The organism is Methylomonas sp. MS20, assembly GCF_050275925.1.
Classification (GTDB): Bacteria; Pseudomonadota; Gammaproteobacteria; order Methylococcales; family Methylomonadaceae; genus Methylomonas; species Methylomonas koyamae_A.
In genome coordinates this window covers 1,456,180-1,471,880 of record NZ_CP189962.1, presented here as the reverse complement: position 1 = coordinate 1,471,880, position 15,701 = coordinate 1,456,180, and the positions used below count along the sequence as shown (strand labels likewise).

Here is a 15,701-nt window from a genome sequence, read left to right as displayed (position 1 = left end):
TTCCGGTGAACTTAAGAGATGACTATATCAGGCTTCGCCGCGATAACGCAGCCGTAGATCGGGACCCACTTGGCGAGTTTCCAGCAAACGTAAGGACTTTTTGTCCGCCAGACCTTGCAGGCCGGGTAAATGAAACAAGCCCAATCCTTCGCTGCCCAACACGCAGGGCGCCATGTAAAACAACCATTCGTCGACCAGCCCGCTGTCAAGCAAGGCACCATTCAAGGTCGCGCCGGCTTCGACCCAGACGCTGTTGATTTGCTGCTCGGCCAACAAACGAAAGGCTTGCGGCAAATCGACATGTCCACCGCTGGCGCCGATCTGAAAAATCCGGCAGCCGGCGGCTCGCAGGCGATCGGCCTTCTCGGTGTCTTGGCTGCAAGTCAATACCCAGACCTCGGCACCGGCATCGAACAGCTTGGCGGTCGGCGGTAAACGCAAGCCGGAATCCAACACCACCTTGACCGGCTGTTCCGCATCGAAATCGACGCGGGCGCTCAAGCGCGGGTCATCGGCCAACACTGTCGCGACGCCGGTGACGATCGCGCTGCTTGCGGCCCGCCAGCGTTGGACGTCGGCGCGAGCTTGCGGCGACGTGATCCACTGGCTTTCGCCGCTGGCCATCGCGGTGCGACCATCCAAACTCATCGCCAGTTTGCTGCGTATCCACGGCAAACCGAGTCGCATCCGTTTGAAAAAACCTGGATTGAGCTTTTCGGCTTCCTGTTGCAGCACGCCGCAAACGACTTCGACGCCGGCTTCGCGCAATTTTTGCAAGCCGCGTCCTGCCACCAGCGGATTGGGATCCACCATCGCCACGACCACCCTGGCGATGCCGGCCGCCAGCAAGGCATCGGTGCAAGGGCCGGTCTTACCGTGATGGCTGCACGGCTCCAAGGTCACGTACGCGGTCGCGCCGCGCGCATCGGGGGTTTTATTCAGCGCGTCGACTTCGGCATGAGCAAATCCGGCCCGCTGAGTCCAGCCCTCGCTCAGAACCTCGCCGTTTTTGACCAATACGCAACCGACATGGGGATTGGGATCGGTGGTATACAGCCCGCGCTCGGCCAATTTGACCGCGCGCGCCATGAAATAGGCGTCCGAACTAGCCTGGATCATGTTGCTGCAGTGTCTCTATCATCCGGGTGAATTCGCTGACATCCTGAAAACTGCGATAGACCGAGGCGAAACGCACGAAGGCGACGTGATCGAGCTGACTGAGTTCCTGCATCACCAGTTCGCCCAGCGCCAGCGCCGGTATTTCCCGCTCGCCGCGGGTAACCAGTACTTTCTTGATCCGGCTGATCGCCGCTTCGACCGCATCGACTTGAACCGGCCGCTTTTCCAAAGCGCGTAGCATGCCGGCCCGCAATTTATTTTCGTCGAAACTCTGCCTAGCTCCGCTGCGCTTGACAATGCGTGGCAGCGCCAATTCAACCACTTCGAAGGTGGTAAAGCGCTCCTTGCAAGCCACGCACTCGCGGCGGCGCTTGACCTGATCGCCATCGTCCGCCAGGCGGGTATCGATGACGCGGGTATCCTGCGCGGCACAAAACGGACAACGCATATCGGCAAACTATCTAGGCTAAAAGTCGGCCATTCTATTACAGAACGGGGTTATCTCGAAATCGTTCGCTCAAGACACCCCGCGATCCGGCAGAATTCCGTCGGCGATCGAGCGGATATGTACGTCGCGTTGCGGATAAGGAATCTCGATATGATGGGATTGCAACGCGTTGTAAATGCCGACGTGCAGTTGATGGGTCACCGTTGCCCGCTCGGCGAGTTCGCTGACAAACACTTGGATTTTGAAATCCAGCGAACTTTCGCCGAAACCGACGAAATTCACTGCAGGCTCCGGCTCAGGCAACACCAGCTCGGTTGCCTTGATGGCCTCGCGCAAAATCCGCTCGACGATCTCGATGTCGCTGCCGTAGGCGACGCTGACCGGAACCATCACCCGCGTCACGGTATCGGACAAAGTCCAGTTGATCAATCGGTCGGTGATGAAGGTTTTGTTCGGCACCACCAATTCCTTGCGATCCCAATCGACGATATGGGTCGCGCGCATTTGAATGCGGCTGACCCGACCGGTCACATCGCCAACCGTGACGGTATCGCCAACCCGGATGGGCCGCTCGAACAGCAAGATGATACCCGATACCATGTTGGCGAAAATCTCCTGCAAGCCGAAACCCAAGCCCACCGATAGCGCCGCCACCAGCCATTGCACTTGCGACCAACTGCCGCCGAGTTCATTGGCCACGGCCAGAAAGGTAATCGCGGTCAACGTGTAACGCACCAGTTGAATCAAGGCGTAGCGGCTGCCGGCCGTCATCGCGAATTTGCCGACTGTCAGCAGATCGACCAAAGCGGGAAAATTGCTGGCAAACACAAACGCCAAACCGCCGTAGAGCAAGCAGATCAACAAATTAATCAACGTCACCGGTTGCTGCGCGTCCTTGCCGTCGATCATCTGCCCGTATTGCCAGAGCACGACGTTATCGAACACCGAAAAGGCCGGCAAAATATCGCTCCAGATCGCCCAGAAGCCGACCAGCATCGTCGCCATGACCAGCGTTGTCAGCAATTTGCGTCCCTGCTGATTGATCTTGGTGATGTCCAATAAGTCCTTGTCGGGCGCGAAGGCCTCGTCGGCGGCGCTACTGGTTTGCACTTGCTCGGCCTGCTTGCGCTTTTGCTTGGCGTTGCGCAAGGCCAGTTGGCGCTCGGTGTGCCGAAACCAGCGTAAGATCAGCGCATACAACAACGCGGTCGCGAACATCAACCGCAGGCTGTAAACCAGTTTTTCGTAAAGTTCCAGCGCGCTTTGGTAATAACCCGCCACCGCGAAACCGACGATGACCAACGGTGTCAATACCGCGATCGCGTACCAAACGAAGCGCAAGCGGCTCAGCCAGCCGTGCGACAGCCGGTAAAAACTCTTGGCCAAACCGGTTTGCGGATGGGCCAGGCAATGAAACACATAGGTAAACGCCAGCATCAGCACAATCAGCGCGGTGCGTCCCAACGCATAGCTGTGCTCCGAAAACAAATCGCTACCGGTCATCGCGGTCACGAAAACGCTGGGCACCAGCAAAAAACGCAACCATTTGATCTGGCGGTACAGCAACTGCGCGACTTGGTTGGGCCATTGAAACAAGGTTTCCGCGACCCCGGACGGCTTGAACAAGCGAAACGAAAATTGCACCACGCACAAGGCCGACGCAGTGGAAAGCAATCCTTCGGCAAACGAGCGGCTGAAAAAATCGGCACGGGCGTTCAATGCCAGCACGCCGCCTATCCACGCCATCAGCAACGCACCGTACAAGGACAGCAGCCCCAGGTAAACCAGTGCCGACAAAGTTTCACCGACACTGGCGTTGGCGGCATTGCCGCGCAGCAAGGTTTCCAGCCGAAGTTTGACCGACTTGCGAAACCGCCAGTGCAGCAAAACGATCGCCAAGCCGACCAGCACCGATACCGGATTATGAACCAGGCCATCCCAAAATCCCTGAGCGACTTGCCGCCAATTACCGGGGTCAAAAAACCAAAAGACCGAGTGCACAATATCCTTTAGATACTGCTGATCGATAACCGGCGCACTCGGCACCCATAGCAAACGCTGATCGAGGTAGGCGCCGAATTTATCGGCGATACCCAGCATTTGCTGCAAACTGAAATCGACGTCGCCCAACACGCGGGCGTATTCGGTGTTAGCCCCGGCCAAGCGAACCACCAAATCCTTCTGGTCGTTCAATAACAGGCGCAACTCGGCACGGATTCGGAGTTTCTCGGCGTCGTCGGTATCGGCCGGCAATTGGGCCACCCGGTTCAGTAAGGTCTGATTGATATCGGACAGATTTTTCTTGGCTTCGTCGAGCTTGAAGCTTTCCAGACTGGTCAGCGCGATCTGATCTTGAATCTCGTCGTTCAGCGCGCCGAACTGCTTATGTTGCGGAATGTTACGACGCTGCTCGCGCAACAGATTGCCCAGCGCCGGACTCAAGCCGGCCAGCGAGATTTTTTGCTCGGCGCTCTGGTAGTCCTTTTCCAACTGCTTGTATCGGGCATCCATCTCGTTTTTTTGAATCAGGTACTGCTCCATGTTCTTATTGACCGCCTGCAAACTGCGGTTGTAGCGCATGTTTTCCTTAGTCGCTTCGCGGATCAACGGATGCTTGCCCTCGGCGTCCTTCTCCGCCTGCAACAACTCGTCACGCTCCTTGTCGATCAATTGCTGACGACGGTCGAGCAAGTGATTGTCCAGATCGGCGATCAGCATGGCCAGTTGCTCTCGCTGCAAATTCAACAAATGCATCCTGTCCTTTTGCGCCTGTAAGCGCAGCGGATTGCTGATGTTTTCCAGTTCCAGCGTCTTCAAGGTACTGTTCAGCAACTTGACGCGAGTTTCCAACTGAATTTGGCTGGCTTCTTTCTCGTAAAGATTGTCCCCGCCCCGGCTGGCGAGCAATTGCTGTTCCTGTTGGCTGCTGGCCTGCTTGCCCTTCAGTTCCGAAACCTTTTCCCTGAGCAATTGCGGCCGATTCATCAACTCGCCGATCTGCGCTTCCACGCGGCTGATTTCGGCATCCAAATCGCTAAGTTTGGTTTTCTCGATGATTAAACGCTGCTCCAACTCGTCGGTCGGAAACAGCGACCAACGTTCCGGCCGGCGATTCTTCAGGTTGGCTTCGGCTTCTTCGATCTGCTTGGCAATGCGCTTGGTTTCCAGCGGCAAGCTGTTCAAAGCCTGTTTGAACGACTCGGCTTGAGCGTCCTGAGCTTCGGTTTCGTTAAGGTTATCCTCGCTTTCGTAATAAGCGGACAAGATGCGATTTTTCAAGTCCTCGCCCAGATTCTGCTTATCCTTGACGAACTGAATCCGCTGTTTGATGTCTGCGATCGACGCCGGCTTGATCGCCGCCTTTTGATTTGCGGCATGAGCAAGCGTTACACTGAAAAACAAAAATAACAGCGGCCAAACCAGGCCGATTTTGAACGAATGTGGCTTCATGCGCGCTTGGGAAAACGTGAAAATAAACGGAAAAACATCATGAGCGACCGCGAAGGCGTGATCAAATACCGGCTCGAGCATCAGCTCGCCGATTTACCGGTCGACTTCGGCTTCGCCGAACTGAACGCCTGGCGATCGATCATGCATCGTTTGGGTCTGATCGGCCGGGTCCCCGACCGTTACGATGGCTTGGGTTTCGGCAACATCAGCCGGCGACTGGTTCCCGGCCGCGACGAATTTATCATCTCCGGCACCCAAACCGGTGACTTGCCGCAACTCGAGGCGTGGCAATTCGTCTGGGTCGTCGGGGCCGTTCCCGAACAAAATCGGCTGTGTTCGCGCGGCGCCTGCCAACCGTCGTCGGAAGCGCTGACCCATGCCGGCGTGTACCGCGAATGCCCGGACGCGCAAGCCGTCATCCATGTGCACAGCCCGGAAATTTGGCGGCAAACCGCCGCGCTGGCCTTGCCCCACACCGGCGCCGACATTCCGTACGGCACGCCGCGAATGGCGGAGGCTGTCGCCGAACTGTTCGCCAACGGCGACTTGCAGGCCCTACCGTTATTTACAATGCTGGGCCATCTCGACGGTGTCGTCGCCTTCGGAACCAGCTTGGCCGACGCCGCTTGCCAGCTGCTTTGCCAATTGAGCCGAGCGATGGCTATTGAGCAATGCCCGCCAGCCCGCTAAAATGCAGCATTCATTAGCATTTATTAATTTTATCATGCCGGAAATCATCATCTATACCGCGAAACTCTGCCCGTATTGCACGATGGCCAAGCGTTTGTTCGACAAGAAAGGCGCGAGTTACACCGAAATCGACGTCGACAGCGAACCGGGTTTGCGCGAGGAAGTCATGGAGAAGACCCGCCGCCGCACCGTGCCGCAAATATACATCGGCGACCGCCACATCGGCGGCTTCGACGATCTCTATGCATTGGATGTGGGCCGCGAACTCGACCCTTTGTTGCAGGCTTGAAGGCCTCGACTATTTAATGATCACCAATTGCACGCCGAATCGGCAAGCCAAATCGTTGGCTTCCACCCAAACCACTTTGCCGAGCGCGCTAAAACCCAATTGATTGACTTGTAGCTTGACCGGGGCGCCGATCTTCACCGAAGCCGGCGCCTGGACGCGCAAGCACATGCCTTCGGTAGAACGGTTGATACCTTCCGCGCTGTAGCGATCCTTATCGATGAACAGATCGACCTCGAAGCTTTCCGTTTTCCGATAGCCCCGCCTCCGCCGCCAAAGTTTTTGGGCGTTGTGGACCACATCGCGAAACTCCAAGCCCATCATGATCCGTTGGCGTTCGCGCTTGACCCAGACGATATCGACTTCGCCGGCCAGCGACAGGGCCTCGACGAAGATCTCGGCACGGCGGTCCTCGGCCAGCAGGCTTTCGAACTCGGCAATACCGCTCAGCAGTTCGCCGGGTTCCACCTCGATCATCGCGCCTTTCAACGAGACATCGTAACAACCGAGTTTCAATACCTCGCCGCCGACATATAAAAAACCTTCGGCGCTAAAGTTTTTCCGGTATTCCTTGCGGTCTTGAAACATACTGAAAATCCAGGTGATAGTTCGGACAAAGATAGCCGATATTTCGCACTACGCCGAATCGGCGACCGTCGCGCGACCAGCGTTCTCGACGTTCGCGGCCGATAAACCCGCCAGCAAGTCGGCTTTGATATCGTCGAGATTCTCCAAACCGACCGAAATCCGTACCAAGCTGTCCTTGATGCCGGCTTCGGCGCGAGCCTCCGGCGACAGGCGGCCATGCGTGGTGGTGGCGGGATGGGTGATCGTGGTTTTGACGTCACCCAGATTGGCGGTAATCGACAGCATCCGAGTAGAATCGATCAGCCGCCACGCCTCGTCCTTGCCTCCGCGCAATTCGAAACTGACGACCGCGCCGAAATGGCTTTGCTGGCGTTTAGCCAGTTCGTGCTGGGCGTGTGAGCTAAGACCCGGATAATGCACCTTGGCGACCGCCGGCTGGCTTTCCAGCCATTGAGCCAGTTCGAAAGCTCGGTCGCAATGCGCCTGCATTCGCACGGCCAAGGTTTCCAGACCGGACAAAAACACCCAGGCGTTGAACGGACTCATCGTCGCGCCGCCGGTCCGCAGATAGGGATAGACCTGTTTTTCGATCAAGGCTTCGCTGCCGACCACCGCGCCGCCGACGCAACGGCCCTGTCCGTCGATGTATTTGGTAGCGGAATGCACGACCAGATCCGCACCCAGCAACAACGGCTTCTGCAGGATCGGCGTGCAAAACACGTTGTCCACCACCAACAAGGCGCCGTGGCGGTGGGCGATGTCGGCCAACACGCGAATGTCGGCGATCTCGATCAGCGGATTCGATGGCGTTTCCAGGAACAAAAGCCGAGTATTCGGCTTGATGGCCGCCTCCCAGGCCGCCGGATCGGTCAAGGCCACGAAGTCGGTTTCGACCCCGAATTTGCCGAAGTAATTTTGAAACGCCAACACGGTGTTGCCGAACACGCTGCGCGAGCAAACCACATGGTCACCGGCCTTCAGCAAAGCCATCCCGACCGCCATGATGGCCGCCATCCCTGATGCAAACGCCAAGCAGCGTTCGCCCTGTTCCAACAGGGCCAAACGCGCCTGGAAGGCGGCGACCGTCGGGTTGGTGAAGCGCGAATAAATATTGCCCGCTTGCTGACCGGTAAAGCGCAAAGCCGCTTGTTCGGCGGACTGAAACACGTAGCTGGAGGTCGCGAAAATCGGCATGCTATGTTCGTCTTCGTGGGTTCGGCGCTGGCCGGCCCGAATCGCCTGGGTCTCCGGCCCGAAGTCTTGCCAATCGAATTCGCTCATTATTTCGCCACCTGCATATCGATGATGAAGTTGCTGCCATTGCGCTGCGACTGCGCGTGATCGTTGCGCAGGGCCTCGATACGGGCCAGATACGCCATGTCGATGTCGCCGGTGATGTATTCGCTGCTAAAACACGAAGTATCGAAATGCTTAATATTGGGATTACCCCTGCCGACCGCTTCGATCAAATCGCTCAGATCTTGGAATATCAATTTATCGGCGCCCAAGGCCTTGCAAACGTCCTCCTCGCTCCGGTCGTGGGCGATCAACTCGCGCGCGGCCGGCATGTCGATGCCGTAAACGTTGGGATAGCGCACCGGCGGCGCGGCCGATGCGAAGTAGACTTTCTTGGCGCCGGCATCGCGGGCCATTTGAATGATCTGCTCGGAGGTGGTGCCGCGCACGATCGAATCGTCGACCAGCAACACGTTCTTGCCGTCGAATTCCAGCGAAATCGCATTCAACTTTTGCTTGACCGACTTCTTCCGCATCTTCTGGCCGGGCATGATGAAGGTCCGGCCAATATAGCGATTTTTCATGAAGCCTTCACGAAACTTGACGCCCAGATCGTGGGCGATCTGCGAGGCGGCGGTCCGGCTGGTATCCGGAATCGGAATCACGACATCGATATCGTGATCCGGCCATTCCCGCTGAATTTTTTCGGCCAGTTTCTTACCCATCCGCATCCGGGCTTTGTACACCGAAATGTTGTCGATAATGGAATCGGGCCGGGCGAAATAGACGTATTCGAAAATACACGGACAATGATCGGTGGTTTCGGCACACTGCCGGGTATGCAGTTTGCCGGAAGCCTCGATAAACACCGCTTCGCCGGGCGCTAAATCGCGAATCAAGCGAAAATCCAACACGTCCAAGGCCACGCTTTCCGAAGCGATCATGTATTCGATGCCTTCATCCGATTTGCGTTCGCCATACACGATCGGCCGAATGCCGTGCGGATCGCGAAAACCCAACACGCCGAAACCGGCGATCATCACGACCACCGCATACGCGCCTCGGCAGCGTTTGTGGACCGCGCTGACCGCCTGGAACACGTCGTCGACGGTCAAACGCAGCTTGCCGAATTGTTGCAGCTCGTGAGCGAACACGTTCAACAACACCTCGGAGTCCGAGTCGGTGTTGATATGGCGCTGATCGTCGACGAACACCTGCCGCTTCAATTCCTCGGTATTGGTCAAGTTGCCGTTGTGCGCCAGCGTCAGGCCGAACGGCGAGTTGACGTAAAACGGTTGGGCTTCGGCCGAACTGGTGCAACCGGCCGTCGGGTAACGCACGTGGGCGATCCCCATATTGCCTTTCAGCTTCATCATTTGCTCGGTTGAAAACACGTCGCGTGCCAGCCCGTTATCCTTACGCAAATGCAAGCGCCCGCCGTCGCAGGTGACGATGCCGGCGGCATCCTGGCCGCGATGCTGCAACACCGTCAGGGCGTCGTAGAGATCCTGATTAACGCTTTGATGAGAAACGATTGCCGCAATACCACACATAGCTGATCCGATTTAACGATAATGAATGTAATCCGCCAAACCTGCAGGCATATGGTTTTTCAACCACAAGGCCAGCGCCTGGAACGGCGGAATGAGAACCGACTGTTTCCACCAAGGGTCTTCCGGCAGCGGCGTCACGCCGGCCATCATCACCAGCAAGGCCACCAGCACCGAACCGCGCACGATGCCGAACAGCATGCCTAACAAGCGATCGCTACCGGTCAATCCGGTGGATTCGATCAACTGGCTCAATAAAAAGCTGATCAAACTGCCCAGAATCAAGGTCGCGAAAAACAGCAGCGCAAACGCCGCGGCGGCGCGAGCCGACGGATAACTGATCGTCGACTGCAACAATACCGCCACATCGCGGCTGTAGTGCACACCGACCCAGACCGCGACCGACCATATCGTCAGCGCGAACGCCTCCTTGACGAAGCCGCGAAACAAACCCATCAAGGCCGAACCGCCGACGATGACGATAATCAGGTAATCGACCCATAGCATTTGCTGCCAAGGCACAAAATCCAGCATCGCTTAAACCGGGATCGTTAGCTTACTCGTCCGGCGAAACAAAACTGTTTACGTTGATTTGCGCCAGTTTAGCCTTGATCGCTTGAGCCTTGGCCTTATCGACGATCGGGCCGATCCGGACTTTGAACACCGACCCCTTATCGCTGGCGAACTCCTTGACCGACGCGGCGAAACCTTGTTGTTTCAGACTTTCTTGCAATGCAGCCGCGTTCGGTTTCTGACTAAACGTACCGACTTGCAGATACCAGCGGTTGCTTTCCTCTCCGCCGACCGGCGCCTTAACGGCCGGCGCGGTCGCCGGTGCAACGACCGTCTCGGGTTTGGTTTCCGGTAATTTTGTCGGCTTCGGCTTGGCGATGGCACTGGGCGCGACCTGAGCCAAGGGCTGTACGGCCGGTGCCGCGGTCGGCGCCGGCAATTTGGTCGGACGCGGCGGCGGTACGTCTTCGGCCTCGGCCACCACCGGTTCTTCGTCGTCACCCACGACAGGCGTCGGCGCGCGCGTCGGAGCCGGCGCCGCTTTCTTGGGAAGCGGCAAGGTTTCCCGAGCGCCCAGTTTCAATTGAGGTTTCGGCGCCTCGAGCGCCGCTTCCCCTTCACCTTCCTCCGCCACCGCTCTCGGCGCCGGGACTTCGCCGACCGGCGGCTCGCCAGCCGGCGCGGTTTCGGCCACCGCTTCCGGCTTATCGGGCAGCGGCATGAATTCTACATCCTGAGTCTTGGCGGGCACTTCCGGGATTTTCAATTCGTTGATGGTTTTACCGGTTTCGTCGATTGGGTCGTCGAACAACATCGGCACGAAGATGGCGGCCAACGCGGTAATTACCGCAGCGCCAATCAATCGTTGCTTTAACTCCTGATCCATACTCAAGCACCTCTGGGAAAATTAGATAAATATTCGGATACCAGAAAAAAAGAACCGAAAATCAGCGTCAGTTCGCCGGGCCCGGCCTGCCCGCTGGCCGCTCGGTAGGCGGCGGAAAAATCCGGATAGCCGTCGCGAACGCGGTCGCGCAGTTCGGGCGGAAACAGTGCCGCAATCGTTTCGGGCGGCGCGGCGCGCGGATTGGCCAGCGGCGCGAGATGCCACTCGGCGACCCGATCGGCCATGATCCGAATCACGCCGGCAATGTCCTTGTCCTTCATCATCGCGAACACCGCGCGTATCTTGGCATTGGGGAAGCTTTCGCTGAGATACTCCAGCAAGGTCCCCACCGCCTGCGGATTATGACCGACATCCAGCAACACCGGATGGCTGCCATCAATGAGCTGAAACCGCCCATTCAAACGGGCCTCGGCCACGCCTCTCCGTATCGCCTCTGCCCCGACCGGCAGCCGCCCGTTCGACGCCTGGACGGCGGCGATGACCGCCGAAGCGTTGCGGTACTGATGTTCGCCCTGCAAGGCTGGCACCGGCAATCCCAGCAGTTCGGCGGATTCGCCCAGCCAATCCCAGACTTCGCCCCGTTTGCGATAACGGTAGGCGGCGCCGATGCGCAAGGTCACGGCGCCGATTTCCGCTGCGGTCGCCAATAGCGAAGCCGGCGGTTGTTGGTCGCCGATGACGGCCGGAACACCCGGCCGAAAAATCCCGGCCTTCTCCCGAGCGATAGCTTCGACAGTGTTGCCCAACCAATCGACATGGTCCAGCGCGATCGTCGTCACTAAAGTCGCGTCCGGGTCGACAATGTTGACCGCATCGAGTCGGCCGCCAAGCCCTACTTCCAGCAACTGCACATCGACATCGGCGCGGGCAAACAAATCCAGGGCCGCCAGCGTACCGAATTCGAAATAACTCAGACTGGTCTCGCCCCGTGCGGCATCGATGCGGGCGAAAGCATCGCAAATCTCCGCATCGCCGGCCGATCGCCCGGCGATGCGAATACGTTCGTTATACCGCAGAATGTGCGGCGAGGTGTAGGCCCCGACTTTATAACCCTGCGCTCGGTAGATCGCTTCCAAAAACGCCACGCAGGAACCCTTGCCGTTGGTCCCGGCCACGGTCACGGTCAGCGGCGCCGGACGGTCTGATCGAAGCCGGGCATACACGCCGGCGACTCTCGCCAGTCCCAGATCGATAGACTTGGGGTGTAGTTGTTCCTGCCAGTTTAGCCATGCCTGAAGCGTCTCGAAGCGCGCCATTGCGACCGCGACTACCCCTGGCCCGCTCCGGCGTCTCCGGAATCGGCATAACTTTCGCCGCCCGGCGCCGCCCCAGTCGAACGGCCGACGCATAGCATCGCCAGTATCGATGCAATTTTTTCGCGCATCTCCCGTCGGTCGATAATCATGTCGATTGCGCCGTGCTCGCGCAAGAATTCGCTACGCTGAAATCCTTCCGGCAGTTTTTCCCGAACGGTCTGTTCGATCACGCGAGGACCGGCGAAACCGATCAAAGCTTCCGGTTCGGCCGCGTTGATATCACCGAGCATGGCCAGACTGGCCGACACGCCACCCATCGTCGGATCGGTCATGAACGAGATATAGGGAATCCCGGCCTCGGCCAATTTGGTCAACGCCGCGCTGGTTTTAGTCATCTGAAACAACGAATACAGCGACTCCTGCATCCGCGCCCCGCCGCTGGCGGTAAACACGATGAACGGAAAACCGGTGCGCAAGCTTTCGTTAATGCCTCGCACGAAACGCTCGCCGACCACCGAACCCATCGAGCCGCCCATGAAACCGAAGTCGAAAGCCGCCGCGACGATGCCCTCGCCCATCAGTTTGCCGCGCATCGTCACCAATGCATCGTTTTCGTTACTTTGTTTTTGCGCCTGTTTGATGCGGTCCTTGTAACTCTTGCTGTCCTTGAATTTCAGAGGATCGCTGGGTTTCAGGCCGGCACCGATTTCGACGCGCTCGCCTTCATCCAAAAAGATATCCAGGCGGGCACGCGCCGAAATGCGCAGATGGTGGCTGCATTTCGGGCACACATGGAAATTCTTGACCAACTCGGCGTTGAACAAGATTGCATCGCAACGCGGACACTTACTCCACAAGCCTTCGGGCACCGAGGTACGTTTCGGGGTACTTTCGGTCCTAATCACCGAGGGAACTAATTTTTCAAACCAACTCATGCGTAAACTACTCCGCTAACCACTGTTTAACTGTCCATCGCTTGGCGCATGGACTTCAACAAGCCGATGATTTCACGCCGGGCCTGCTCGGGATCGTCGAGATTCGCCTCGATCTTGCTGATCAACGCGCTGCCGACCACCACGCCGTCGGCGATATTGGCGATGGTTTTCGCGGTTTCGGCATCCTTAACGCCGAAGCCGACGCCAACCGGCAGGTCGGTGTTGGCTTTGATCAATTGCAATTTATCCTCGACGTCGGCGGTATCCAGATGGCCGGCGCCGGTCACGCCTTTCAACGATACGTAATACAAATAACCGCTACCGACCGCGTGCATCTTTTGAATGCGCTCGGCGGTGGTATTCGGCGCCAACAAAAAGATTTGATCGACGCCCCGCTCGCGCAACAGTTTGACGCACTCATCGGACTCCTCCGGCGGCAAATCGACGGTCAAAACGCCGTCCACGTCGGCGCGTTGTACCGCGTTGGCAAAGCCTTCGTAACCCATGATTTCGATAGGATTCAAATAGCCCATCAACACCAGCGGCGTGGTTTGGTCGGTTTTGCGAAACTCCATGGCCATCGTCAATACCTTGCGTAAACCGACATGGTGGGCCAAGGCGCGTTCGCTGGCTCGCTGTATCACCGGACCGTCGGCCATCGGATCGGAAAACGGCACGCCGAGTTCGATCACGTCGGCACCGGCGGCGACCATCTCGTGCAGCAAGGGCACGGTGAATTCGGGATAAGGATCGCCGGCGGTAATGAACGGAATCAAGGCCTTGCGGCCGGACGCCTTCAGTTCGGCGAATTTGGCGGCTAAACGGCTCATAGACTAATTCCTTCGCGTTGCATGATGGTGTGCATGTCCTTGTCGCCGCGGCCGGACAAATTGACGATGATCACTTGGTCCTTAGCCATCGTCGGCGCCAATTTCATCGTGTAGGCCAGGGCGTGGCTGGACTCCAATGCCGGAATGATGCCTTCCATCCGGGTCAAGGCGTGGAAGCCCTCCAAGGCTTCGTCGTCGGTGATGTTGGGATATTCCGCGCGGCCGGTGTCCTTCAGCCAAGCATGCTCGGGTCCGACGCCGGGATAATCCAGACCGGCCGAAATCGAATGGGTTTCGATGATTTCGCCGTCGTCGTCGGCCATTAGATAGGTGCGGTTACCGTGCAACACGCCGGGCCGTCCGGCCGACAACGGCGCGGAGTGGCGACCGGTGGCGATGCCGTCGCCGGCCGCTTCGACACCGTACATTTTCACGCCGGCATCGTCGATAAAGTGATAAAACAAGCCGATCGCATTGGAACCGCCGCCGACGCAAGCCACCAAGGCGTCCGGCAATTTACCGGCTTGGGCGAGACATTGTTGACGGGCTTCGCGGCCGATCACGGCCTGAAAGTCTCTAACCATCGCCGGATACGGGTGAGGACCCGCCACGGTGCCGATGATATAGAAGGTATTGTCGATATTGGTCACCCAATCGCGCAGGGCTTCGTTCAACGCGTCCTTCAGGGTTTTCGAGCCTGATTCGACCGGCACCACGGTGGCTCCGAGCAATTTCATCCGATACACGTTCAAGGCTTGGCGGGCGACATCGACGGCGCCCATATAGACCACGCATTCCAAACCCAACCGCGCCGCGACGGTCGCGGTCGCCACGCCATGCTGGCCGGCGCCGGTTTCGGCGATGATACGGGTCTTGCCCATGCGCTTAGCCAGCAAGGCCTGGCCGACGGTATTGTTGACCTTATGAGCGCCGGTGTGGTTCAGATCTTCGCGCTTCAGATAAATTTGAGCGCCGCCCAGATGTTGGCTCCAGCGCTGGGCATGGTACAGCGGCGACGGCCGGCCGACGTAATCGCGCAAGTCCGCATCGAGCTCGGCAACGAATTCGGGGTCTTGAATATAGCGTTGATAGGCTTCGTTGAGCTCGGTAATCGCCGGCATCAGCGTTTCCGCCACGAAAATACCGCCGTAAGGCCCGAAATGGCCCCGGGCGTCCGGCATTTGGTACTTGTCTGTCATAATTCTAATGTCGCTAGGTTGGTCGTTCTTATAAAGTCAGCCATTTTCGCTGCGTCCTTGACACCCTTACCCGCCTCGACGCCGCTGCTGACATCCAGCGCATAAGGCCGCACCGCTCGCACCGCGTCGCCGGCATTGTCCGGCGTCAATCCGCCGGCCAGAATCACAGGCAGATGCCGGCTGGCCGGAATCAAATCCCAATCGAAGCGCTGGCCGCTACCGCCCGGCAAACCCGGATGATAAGCATCCAACAACAGCCCGGCCGCATCCGGGTATTGGCGCTGCAAGCCGTCGAGATCGATTTCAGGCCTCATCCGCACTGCCTTGATGTAGGATTTGTCGTAGATTCGGCAAGCCTCCGGCGCTTCGTCGCCGTGAAATTGCAGGCAGTCGATCCGAACTTGGCCCAATACGCTTCGAATCCAGTCAGGTTCCGCGTCGACAAACAAGCCGACCACCGAAACGAAGGCCGGCAAGGCTCTGGCTATCGCCGCGGCCGCCCCGATCTCGACGTGGCGAGGGCTGGGTGGATAAAACACCAAGCCGATCGCATCGACCCCCAAGCCAGCCGCGTCAAGCGCGTCGTCTACCCTGGTAAATCCGCAAATTTTAACGCGGGTCCGCATCGAAACGTCTCTGAAAAAAAGCGGCGTAGGATAACACAACTGCCCGCCGAGTCGGGCTAGGCGAAATC

The 15,701-nt window shown here is 58.2% G+C and carries 15 protein-coding genes; 2 read left to right on the top strand and 13 right to left on the bottom strand.

Annotated elements, in window-relative coordinates; genetic code table 11:
- Positions 1-27 precede the first annotated feature (27 nt).
- The 3 genes from ribD to ACQE3D_RS06440 form a co-directional block, all read right to left on the bottom strand.
- The gene (ribD, locus tag ACQE3D_RS06450; protein WP_313728649.1) at positions 28-1,119 is read right to left on the bottom strand and encodes a bifunctional diaminohydroxyphosphoribosylaminopyrimidine deaminase/5-amino-6-(5-phosphoribosylamino)uracil reductase RibD; all 1,092 of its coding nucleotides are present in this window, start codon (positions 1,117-1,119) and stop codon (positions 28-30) included.
- Positions 1,106-1,567, bottom strand: a complete 462-nt coding sequence (gene nrdR, locus ACQE3D_RS06445) for a transcriptional regulator NrdR (RefSeq protein ID WP_064028947.1) — start codon at positions 1,565-1,567, stop codon at positions 1,106-1,108. The genes ribD and nrdR overlap by 14 nt, the downstream gene beginning before the upstream one ends.
- Positions 1,568-1,636: 69 nt before the next feature.
- On the bottom strand, positions 1,637-5,017 hold the full coding sequence (locus tag ACQE3D_RS06440; RefSeq protein ID WP_168033732.1) for a mechanosensitive ion channel domain-containing protein: 3,381 nt from the start codon (positions 5,015-5,017) through the stop codon (positions 1,637-1,639).
- Between the two features lie 39 nt (positions 5,018-5,056).
- On the opposite strand from ACQE3D_RS06440, the gene ACQE3D_RS06435 reads away from it, so the two are divergent.
- Positions 5,057-5,707, top strand: coding sequence for a class II aldolase/adducin family protein (locus tag ACQE3D_RS06435; RefSeq protein ID WP_168033734.1), 651 nt, complete (start codon positions 5,057-5,059; stop codon positions 5,705-5,707).
- A gap of 34 nt (positions 5,708-5,741) precedes the next feature.
- Positions 5,742-5,996, top strand: a complete 255-nt coding sequence (grxC, locus tag ACQE3D_RS06430) for a glutaredoxin 3 (protein WP_064029016.1) — start codon at positions 5,742-5,744, stop codon at positions 5,994-5,996.
- Between the two features lie 9 nt (positions 5,997-6,005).
- On the opposite strand, the gene ACQE3D_RS06425 is transcribed toward grxC, so the two are convergent.
- The 10 genes from ACQE3D_RS06425 to ACQE3D_RS06380 are packed head-to-tail and all read right to left on the bottom strand — an operon-like array spanning position 6,006 to position 15,633.
- Positions 6,006-6,581 (bottom strand): PilZ domain-containing protein, encoded by a 576-nt coding sequence (locus ACQE3D_RS06425; protein WP_168033736.1) that lies wholly within the window; start codon positions 6,579-6,581, stop codon positions 6,006-6,008.
- A 48-nt stretch (positions 6,582-6,629) separates the two neighbouring features.
- The gene (locus ACQE3D_RS06420; RefSeq protein WP_168033738.1) at positions 6,630-7,862 is read right to left on the bottom strand and encodes an O-succinylhomoserine sulfhydrylase; all 1,233 of its coding nucleotides are present in this window, start codon (positions 7,860-7,862) and stop codon (positions 6,630-6,632) included.
- Positions 7,862-9,370: an amidophosphoribosyltransferase gene (purF, locus tag ACQE3D_RS06415; protein WP_071155016.1), complete on the bottom strand. Its 1,509-nt coding sequence runs from the start codon at positions 9,368-9,370 to the stop codon at positions 7,862-7,864. Before purF ends, ACQE3D_RS06420 begins: the two co-directional genes overlap by 1 nt.
- 12 nt (positions 9,371-9,382) lie before the next feature.
- Positions 9,383-9,901 carry a CvpA family protein gene (locus ACQE3D_RS06410; protein ID WP_175463627.1) on the bottom strand — a complete coding sequence of 173 codons (519 nt, stop codon included), beginning with the start codon at positions 9,899-9,901 and terminating at the stop codon, positions 9,383-9,385.
- A gap of 22 nt (positions 9,902-9,923) precedes the next feature.
- A complete protein-coding gene (locus ACQE3D_RS06405) occupies positions 9,924-10,766 on the bottom strand; it encodes an SPOR domain-containing protein (RefSeq protein ID WP_071155015.1) in 843 nt (280 codons plus the stop codon).
- 2 nt (positions 10,767-10,768) lie between these two features.
- Entirely contained in the window at positions 10,769-12,043 is a 1,275-nt protein-coding gene (gene folC, locus ACQE3D_RS06400; protein WP_313728652.1) for a bifunctional tetrahydrofolate synthase/dihydrofolate synthase, read from the bottom strand.
- Between the two features lie 11 nt (positions 12,044-12,054).
- Positions 12,055-12,978: an acetyl-CoA carboxylase, carboxyltransferase subunit beta gene (accD, locus tag ACQE3D_RS06395; RefSeq protein ID WP_071155013.1), complete on the bottom strand. Its 924-nt coding sequence runs from the start codon at positions 12,976-12,978 to the stop codon at positions 12,055-12,057.
- A 26-nt stretch (positions 12,979-13,004) separates the two neighbouring features.
- Positions 13,005-13,808 (bottom strand): tryptophan synthase subunit alpha, encoded by an 804-nt coding sequence (trpA, locus tag ACQE3D_RS06390; protein WP_313728653.1) that lies wholly within the window; start codon positions 13,806-13,808, stop codon positions 13,005-13,007.
- On the bottom strand, positions 13,805-15,007 hold the full coding sequence (gene trpB / locus ACQE3D_RS06385) for a tryptophan synthase subunit beta (RefSeq protein WP_071155012.1): 1,203 nt from the start codon (positions 15,005-15,007) through the stop codon (positions 13,805-13,807). The genes trpA and trpB overlap by 4 nt, the downstream gene beginning before the upstream one ends.
- Positions 15,004-15,633: a phosphoribosylanthranilate isomerase gene (locus tag ACQE3D_RS06380; RefSeq protein WP_313728654.1), complete on the bottom strand. Its 630-nt coding sequence runs from the start codon at positions 15,631-15,633 to the stop codon at positions 15,004-15,006. The genes trpB and ACQE3D_RS06380 overlap by 4 nt, the downstream gene beginning before the upstream one ends.
- Positions 15,634-15,701: the final 68 nt, after the last annotated feature.